The sequence below is a fragment of the Nitrosophilus sp. genome (genome assembly GCF_982775275.1).
In genome coordinates this window covers 1-9012 of sequence record NZ_CEXZHP010000050.1, presented here as the reverse complement: position 1 = coordinate 9012, position 9012 = coordinate 1, and the positions used below count along the sequence as shown (strand labels likewise).

Below are 9012 nucleotides of genomic sequence, written 5' to 3'. Positions count from 1 at the left end.
AAAAAATCACATCTTTACTTCTTGAAAAATCTATTGTTCCTCCAGATACACTAAATCAGATAAAAAATGGAACAACGACCGAAAAAAATTTATTACATAACCTAATATCTAAAGGCGTAGTTTCAGAAAATTTTGTAATAAAATTTTTTGGAGATTTAATAAGAGAAGGAAGCTTAAATATTGATGATTTAGAATCCATGCCTAATAATTTAAAAGAAAAAATTTTAAAATATATAGCAAAAATTTTAAATATAGAATATATCGATTTAGATTCTATCGATATTGATTTTAGATTGGCTTCCAAAATACCTCTTACTCAATTAAAAAAGTTTGAAGCGATTCCTATTAAAGAAGAAGATATCAATATTCTTGTCGCATTTAAAGACCCCTTAGATATGAGTGCGCAAGAATCGATTCAAAGACTATTTCCAAAAAAACCTATAAAAGTGGCTATCTCTCCCATAAAACAGATAGAAAGATATTTAAATAAACTAGAACTTAGTGAAAGCGTTAAGGGTATTATAAACGAAATTAGAAAAGAAATAAACGCTGGAAATATAAATGAAGCAAGAGAATCAAGCGCGATACTTAGATTAATTGAGATTATTTTAAAAACAGCTATTATTTCAAGAGCTAGCGATATACATATAGAACCAACCGAAAAAAACTGTATTGTTAGAACAAGAATTGATGGAATATTAACCGAGCAGTTTATTTTTGATAAAGATATTTACCCTCCACTGTCTTCAAGAATAAAACTTCTTTCAAACCTTGATATAGCAGAAAAAAGAAAACCTCAAGATGGTAGGTTTTCAGCTACTATTATGAAAAAAGAGTATGATTTTAGGGTTTCAACGCTTCCTATAATGACCGGTGAATCCATAGTTATGAGGATTTTAGATAAATCCAAAGCTATGATAAAACTCGAAGATGCCGGAATGAGCGATTATAATTATAAAAAATTTGTTAAATCTTTAAAAACGCCATATGGTATTATTTTGGTTACGGGACCAACAGGTAGCGGTAAAACCACTACATTATATGGTGCGTTAAATATGGTTAGAAGTATTGAAAAAAAGATTATAACAGTTGAAGACCCGATAGAATATCAAATGAATTTAGTTCAACAATCCCAAGTTCAACCAAAAATCGGCTATACTTTTGCAACTGCGTTAAGATCGATTTTAAGGCAGGATCCAGATATTATAATGATAGGGGAAATTAGAGATCAAGAGACTTTAAGAATTGCGGTGCAAGCTGCTTTAACAGGCCATTTGGTTTTATCAACACTCCATACAAACGATGCTATAAGCGCTATTACAAGAATGGTTGATATGGGGATTGAGTCTTATCTTGTAAGTGGATCTTTGATTGCCATTGAAGCACAAAGGCTTGTTAGAAAAATATGTCCGTATTGTAAAGAAAAAACTACGATACTACCAAATATTGAAAGAGATTTAAAAGAGTATCTTCCTAAAAATTATCAATTTTACAAAGGTAAAGGATGTAAACATTGCAATATGACAGGATATCTAGGTAGAGAAATGGTTTCGGAAGTTTTAACCATCGATGATCAATTAGCCAGTATGATAGCCAGGGAAGAGAGTAAAGAAAAAATAACCAATTATGCGGTTGAACACGGTTTTATAAATATGTTGCAAGATGGTATAAATAAAGCATTAGAAGGTCAAACAACTATAGAAGAGGTATTAAGGGTGACAAGATTATCATGAAATATTATCAGCTAGATCTGTTATTAAAGGGCAAAAAAGAGTCTATTGTTTTAAAAGCCGAAAATAAAGAAGAAGCCTTACATCTTGCCAAACTAAAAAAAGGGGGAGTAATTATTAGGATACAAGAAACTACGCCCCCTTTAGAGGACAGAATTAAGGATTTTCAAAAAAATATACTATCCTATTTTAAGCAGAAAAGAATAAAACAAAACACTTTAATAACATCTATAAGACAACTTGCTGTTATGACAAATGCCGGAATTCCTATATATGATGCATTAAAAGAGATCGCAAACTCTACTGTTGATAAAACATTAAAAGATATTTTAAATCAAATTGCAGAAAATATAAACTCGGGTCTTAGTCTATCTGAATCTGTTGAGAATTTTCAATATCAATTAGGATCTTTAACGGTTACTATGATTAAACTTGGAGAGCAAACTGGTAATATGCCTGACGCTCTGTTTACTTTATCAAATATATTAGAAGAGATTAGAGATAATATCATAAAATTTAAAAAGGCGATAAGATATCCGCTTATTACGCTTACTGCTATGGCCATCGCTTTTGTTATACTTATTATGTTTGTCGTACCGAAATTTAAAGCAATATTTGAAAGATTTAAAGCAGAACTTCCTCTTCCTACCAAAATTTTATTATGGCTTGAACATGCTTTTTCCACTTATGGTTTACAGATTCTTGTTGGGTTTATTGTAACTATTTTTATAATAATGTATTTTTACAGAAACAATGAAACAGTCAAATATAATATCGATAAATTTTTATTAAAAATATATTTAGTTAAAGATATTATCTATTATGCGACTTTAAGCAGATTTACTTTAGTCTTTACAGAGCTAGTATCTGCAGGTATCCCCGTTGCTGAAGCTTTGGATAGCGCCGTATCAATGGTTGATAACAGTTATATCAAAGAAAAACTCGACTCTGTTAAAGTTTATGTTGAAAGAGGTGTTTCGTTAACGGATTCCTTTAAAGAGACAGGGCTTTTTGAGAATATGATCATTCAGATGATAGGAGCTGGCGAATCAAGCGGTCAGTTAGACGCTATGATGAGAAAAGTTTCAGATTATTATAGAATGAAATTTAATTATATTTTAGATAATATGTCTTCTTATTTAGAGCCTATTTTGCTTACAATCATAGCAGCGTTAGTGTTATTATTGGCCCTTGGAATATTTTTACCGATGTGGGATATGGCAAAAGCCGTTAAAGGGCGTTAAATCAATCCCGCTTCAAATAAAAAGGGAGACGGTTTATACTCCTCTTTTTTTATCCTATCATATTTGGCATAAGATAAAAAAAGCCTATTTTTTGCTCTTGTTGCAGCAACATAAAAGAGTCTTCTCTCCTCTTCCAAACTTCCTGTTTTTAAAATAAGTTTTCTATTTGGAAACCTACCGTCTGCCAAATCAACAATATATACATCATTAAATTCAAGTCCTTTACTAGCATGAACTGTTAAAAGATTCACGCCTCTTCCTTCACTCATTTCGCTAGATCCTAAAATCATAGCGTTATAAAATCTTTCAATATCCTTATAAGATTTTGCCAGTTCGTAAATTAGATCTATTTTTCTATCAATTTTGCTTAAATTTTCTATTTTTAGATTCTCATCGATTGAGCCATCTTTTAACATAGCTCTTTTTTTTGCCAAACTCTCCTTTATATTTTCAAAAACTTTTGATTTTGAAATTTTGTTAACGATAGTGAGAGGATTTTTGGCTTTTTTTAAATCTTTAAAAAGTAGATAAATAAAATATAAAAATTTTGCTCCCTCAACTGATAGTTTTGGATGTTTTAATATGGAACTTTTTTTAAAATTTTCATCAAATCCCATATCTTTAAATCTTGATTTACTCCCAATTTCATAAAAATCATCAAATAGTCCCAGCTGATAATTTTTTATCCTTTTTTCAAATGGATTTTCTAACTCTATAGGATCTATCAACCCTTTTAAAAAATCCCCTTCTCCAAGTTTTAATAATCCATCATATATATCTTTTGCGATTGAAGCCCCTACCCCTTTAGCATATTCAAATATATGTATAAAACTCATAACATCTTTTGGATTTATAAGTAAAGATATAAATTCAAAAACCGCCTTTACCTCTTTGGCGTTAAAAAAACTCGCACTCCCTTTTCTTTTACAGCTAATACCCAATTCTCTTAAACTAGCTTCAATACCATCGGCACTTGCATTATTTCTAAAAATTACGGCAACCTCTTCAAAAGGTGTATTTGAAGATTTTATTTTGTTTGCGATATCTCTATATTGCTCATATAATTCATCATAAATAAGAAGCTTTGGAGGACCAAAATCCTCTTTTCTTACAACTTCAAGCTTTTTTGGATATATTCTTTCATTATTTGATATAACTTTGTTGGCTAAAGAGAGTATATATTTTGTTGATCGATAATTTTTACTTAAATTAAAAATTTTTGCATTTTTATATCTTTTTTTAAAATTTGCGATTATATCTATATTTGCTCCGTTAAAGGCATAAATACTTTGATCATAATCTCCAACGCAAAAAAGGGAGTTTGATTTTAAACTATCTAATAAAGAAGATTGTAGATTATTTGTGTCTTGATACTCATCTACAAGAATTTCGACAAAAGTATCTAAATCATTTGCACTCTCTTTTGCTTTGATTAATAAATCGTTAAATCCTACAAAGCCATAATTTTCTTTAGTTTTTTCAAACTCCTCTATAATATCGTTGTATATATCTATAAAAATCTCTTGGTCTTCCTTTCTTTTTGCTATCCAATTGCCAAAATCCAGCACTAACGCGCTATTTTGATATAGAGAATAAATCTCATATAGATATGAAGGTTTATAAGGTTTTTGCTCAAAATTTATGAAACTTCTTTTTTCATAAATGCTTCTAAAGAGGGTTTTTAACTCTTTAGGCTGTTTTAAAACGACTTTTTGGTCAAGCTTTTTTAACCATCTATAACAAACTGCGTGAAAAGTCCCTGCTTCTATATCTTTTGCTTTTGATTTGCCAAAAAAATTTGCAACCCTTCCTATCATCTCATTTGCAGCTTTATTTGTAAAGGTCAGAAGCAGAATCTTTTTTGGGTCTACTCCTTGGTCTAAAAGATAGCCTATTCTTCCAACAATAGTAGAGGTTTTGCCTGTTCCTGCACTAGCAATTATTAGGTTATATCCTAAAGGAGCGGTAGCGGCAATAAACTGCTCTTTATTTAGTTTGCTAAAAGGCATCTTTCTCCTTTTTAAAAATTAAGTGCTAATTTTACTCCATTTTGCTATAATTGCGCTAAAAATTTTAAAGTAAGGAAAGATTTTTTTATGAAAAAGGACAGCAGATATAACCCAAAAGAGATAGAAAAAAATTTTTATAAAATATGGGAAAAAAGAGGCTATTTTGAAATAGAAGGAAACAAAAATATTCAAGAAAAAGATAAAAGATTTTGTATAATGATGCCCCCTCCAAATGTTACTGGGCGTCTGCATATCGGACATGCTCTTACATTTACCCTGCAAGATATCATAGTTAGATACAAAAGAATGGACGGATACAAAACATTATGGCAACCTGGCACCGATCATGCCGGTATCGCTACCCAAAATGTTGTAGAAAAGGAGCTTTTAAAAGAGGGAGTTACAAAGGAGCAAATAGGTAGGGAAAAATTTTTAGAAAAAGTTTGGAAATGGAAAGAAAAGTATGGTAACGCTATAGTTGAGCAGTTAAAAATACTTGGAGTGAGCCCTGCATGGAGTAGAGAGAGATTTACAATGGACGAGGGGCTCAAAAATGGGGTAAAAGAAGCGTTTGTAACTCTATATAACGAAGGATTAATTATAAAAGGCAATTATATGGTAAATTGGTGTACCCATGATGGTGCACTAAGTGACATAGAGGTTGAATATAAGGAAGAAGAGGGAAAATTATACTTTATTAGATATCCTATTGTTAATGAAGATAGATATATAGTAGTTGCCACAACCAGACCTGAAACATATTTTGGAGATACCGCCGTTATGGTAAATCCAAAAGATGAAAGATATAAAGACTTAATTGGAAAGAAGGTAAGACTTCCTTTAATTAATAGAGAAATACCGATAATTGCCGATGATTATGTTGATATGGAGTTTGGAACTGGAGCTGTTAAAGTAACTCCAGCACACGACCCAAACGATTACGAAGTTGGCAAAAGACATAACTTAGAATTTATAACAGTTTTTGATGAAAAAGGTATTTTAAATGAATATGCAGGTGAGTTTAAAGGCCTTGAGAGATTAGAAGCTAGAGAAAAGATAGTTGAAAAACTAAAAAAAGAAGGTTTTATAGAAAAAATTGAAGATTATCGCCACCAAGTAGGACACTGCTATAGATGCGACAATATAGTTGAGCCTTATATCTCTAAGCAGTGGTTTGTAAAAGCCGATATAGCAAAAGATGCGGTAAAAAAAGTAAACAATAAAGAAGCGAAATTTTACCCAAGCCATTGGATAAATAGTTTTAACGCATGGATGAGAGAGCTAAGAGATTGGTGTATATCTAGACAGCTTTGGTGGGGACACAGAATCCCTGTATGGTATTGTAAAGATTGTTCAAACGAATGGGCAAGTAAAAAGGAAAAAGAAGAAAATTGCCCAAAATGCGGATCTTCAAACATATATCAAGATCCTGATGTGTTAGATACATGGTTTAGCTCGGCACTTTGGCCTTTTTCTACTTTAGGCTGGGGTAACGGAGAGTGGGGAAAAGGAGAAAAATGGAATGAAAATGATCTAAAAGAGTTCTATCCAAACTCCCTTTTAATAACCGGTTTTGATATTCTATTTTTCTGGGTTGCAAGAATGATTATGATGGGAGAGCACTTTTTAAAAGAGCTACCTTTTAAAGATATTTATCTACATGCCCTTGTTAGAGATGAGCATGGTCATAAAATGAGCAAATCAAGAGGAAACGTAATAGATCCTATAGAGATGGTGGATACCTATTCAACAGATGCCCTTAGATTTACCCTTGCGATATTGGCTGTTCAAGGAAGAGATATAAGATTGTCAAAAGAGAAACTTGAATTATCAAGAAACTTTACCAACAAACTTTATAACGCGGCAAGATTTTTACAGATGAATCAGGAAAAATTTGATGACTTATCGGATATTGAGGTAAAAACCGATCTTGGAAAATATATTTTGAGTAGATTTTATAGCACAGTTAAAGAAACGAGAGAAAATCTTGAAAATTATAGATTTAACGATGCTGCTACGGCTTTGTATAGATTTTTGTGGGGTGAATTTTGCGATTGGGGAATTGAACTAAGCAAAGCAGATAAATCATCTATTAATGAAATAGGTGCAATATATAAAGAGTCTATGAAACTTCTTCATCCATTTATGCCTTTTATAAGCGAATATCTATATCAAATGCTAAGTGGCAAAAGTTTAGAAGAAAACGAATCTATAATGATTCAAAAATATCCAAAATATAAAAGTGTAGACAAAGATATTGAAAAAAGATTTTCAATCATAATAGAAGCAATTGTCTCTATTAGAAGAGCAAAAGCACTAATTGATATGGCAAATCAAAAAATTTCAAAAGTATATATAAAATTAGACTCAAAAATAGATATAGATACACAAAAAGCAAAACCTTATATTCAAAAACTTGCAAAAGTTGAAAATATAGAGTTTACGCAAGATAGAGTAAAAGAGGCCATAGCTGATGTTAGCGATAATTTAGAGGTATTTATTCCAATACAAAGCGTTGATCTAACTCCGATTATAAATAGGCTAAATAAACAGAAAGAAAAAATCGTAAAAGATTTAGAAAAAATAAAAAAGATGTTATCAAATGAAAACTTTATTAAAAACGCTCCCAAAAATGTAATTGAACAAAATATTAAAAATGAAAAAGAGTTAAAAGATAAACTCCAAAAAGTTGAAAACGAACTTAAAGCTTTATCTTCGCTATAAATTAAAAGGAATTTTTATGAAAGAAAAAATTTTAGAGATGCTTCTTTTGCAAAATGAACTAAACAGTGATACCAACGGTCCAAATTGGAGAGAAGACATTACAAAAAATAGTAAAAAAATAAACTGGAAAAGATGTATATTTATGGAGAGTGCGGAGCTAATAGACTCTTTTCCCTGGAAACATTGGAAAAATATAGAAGCAAATATTGATCTTCAAAATATAAAAATAGAGCTTGTAGATATATGGCATTTTATAATGAGCTACCTTTTAAAATTTCATTCTCCAACAGATCTTGCAAATCTTATAGAAAATCTAAAAGATGTAAAATCCGATATTAAAATTCCTCAAAAATGGAACAAAGAAGATAATCTAAAAATAGATGAATATTTGGATATTTTTGAAGAGCTTATGGCTCTTTCTCTTATTAAAAATGATAGCGATCTTTATCAAGAGAGCCTACTTGAGACATTTTTTAAAGCTTGTGACGCGGTAGAGTTAAATTTTGATGAACTATATAAGCTATATATTGGAAAAAATGTCTTAAATAAATTTAGACAAGATCACGGATATAAAAGTGGTTCATATAAAAAAATATGGAATAATAAAGAGGATAATATAGTAATGCAAGAGATAATAAAAAATGAAAAAGAGATAAATTTTGACAAATTATATAAAAAATTGGAAAATGAATATAAAAAAATATAAATCTATCTATTTTTTGGGGAGAAAATAAGCTCCCTTTTCTCTTTTGGTTTTTTAGCATCACTTTGAATTTTATCTATTATAAAAATGGGGGCCAAAAAAACAAATAAAATCGACCCTACCAAAAAAGCCACCAAAATATACATCGGAATATGTTTTAGATGTATTTTTTTCATTTTCCACTCTCTTTCTCTACAAGTTTTAGCGCATCAAGAGTATTTAAAAGTATCTTTTTTTTCGTAACTAAAGGTTTTGTGGCTAGATTTTTGGCTTTTTTATCCATTTTTGGATTTTCTAAAATCTTTAAAAACTCTTTTTCCAACTCTTTTATATACTCTTTTACGCAATCTTCAAACTTTTTATCCATTTTTATCTCTTTCAAAAATTTTTTTCATACTTACTACTCAACCACTCAACTACTTAACTACTCAATCACTTAACTATTTTAACCAAATTAGACATTGGACATTGGAAATTGGAAATTTGGAATTAGGCATTGGGAATTTGGAATTGAGTATTCTGAAAAATTACTAAATTTCGCTCAAACCAGATGCGATTTTTGCTAACGCAGCGTTTGAAAATTTTATTAAAAAGTGCAAACG

General features: G+C 30.4%; 7 protein-coding genes. 4 read left to right on the top strand and 3 right to left on the bottom strand.

Translation table 11 applies throughout. From position 1 onward, the window contains the following. Window positions 1–1733, top strand: a 1733-nt coding sequence (locus AC30RD_RS03920) for a GspE/PulE family protein (RefSeq protein ID WP_489492948.1), incomplete at its 5' end; no start/stop codon positions are given. Then, window positions 1730–2974 (top strand): type II secretion system F family protein, encoded by a 1245-nt coding sequence (locus tag AC30RD_RS03915; protein ID WP_489492947.1) that lies wholly within the window; start codon window positions 1730–1732, stop codon window positions 2972–2974. The genes AC30RD_RS03920 and AC30RD_RS03915, both read left to right, overlap by 4 nt. Here the strand turns inward: AC30RD_RS03915 and AC30RD_RS03910 are convergent. Further along, the gene (locus AC30RD_RS03910) at window positions 2971–4983 is read right to left on the bottom strand and encodes an ATP-dependent helicase (RefSeq protein ID WP_489492945.1); all 2013 of its coding nucleotides are present in this window, start codon (window positions 4981–4983) and stop codon (window positions 2971–2973) included. The two genes, AC30RD_RS03915 and AC30RD_RS03910, sit on opposite strands and share 4 nt — an antisense overlap. Window positions 4984–5070: 87 nt before the next feature. Between AC30RD_RS03910 and AC30RD_RS03905 the strand changes: the two genes are divergently transcribed. Next, a complete protein-coding gene (locus AC30RD_RS03905) occupies window positions 5071–7707 on the top strand; it encodes a valine--tRNA ligase (protein ID WP_489492943.1) in 2637 nt (878 codons plus the stop codon). Between the two features lie 16 nt (window positions 7708–7723). Beyond that, window positions 7724–8413: a dUTP diphosphatase gene (locus tag AC30RD_RS03900; RefSeq protein ID WP_489492942.1), complete on the top strand. Its 690-nt coding sequence runs from the start codon at window positions 7724–7726 to the stop codon at window positions 8411–8413. 2 nt (window positions 8414–8415) lie between these two features. On the opposite strand, the gene AC30RD_RS03895 is transcribed toward AC30RD_RS03900, so the two are convergent. Together AC30RD_RS03895 and AC30RD_RS03890 are read right to left on the bottom strand one after the other, a co-directional pair. Beyond that, window positions 8416–8586, bottom strand: coding sequence for a hypothetical protein (locus AC30RD_RS03895; protein WP_489492941.1), 171 nt, complete (start codon window positions 8584–8586; stop codon window positions 8416–8418). After that, window positions 8583–8777, bottom strand: a complete 195-nt coding sequence (locus AC30RD_RS03890; RefSeq protein ID WP_489492940.1) for a hypothetical protein — start codon at window positions 8775–8777, stop codon at window positions 8583–8585. The genes AC30RD_RS03895 and AC30RD_RS03890 overlap by 4 nt, the downstream gene beginning before the upstream one ends. Window positions 8778–9012 lie beyond the last annotated feature (235 nt).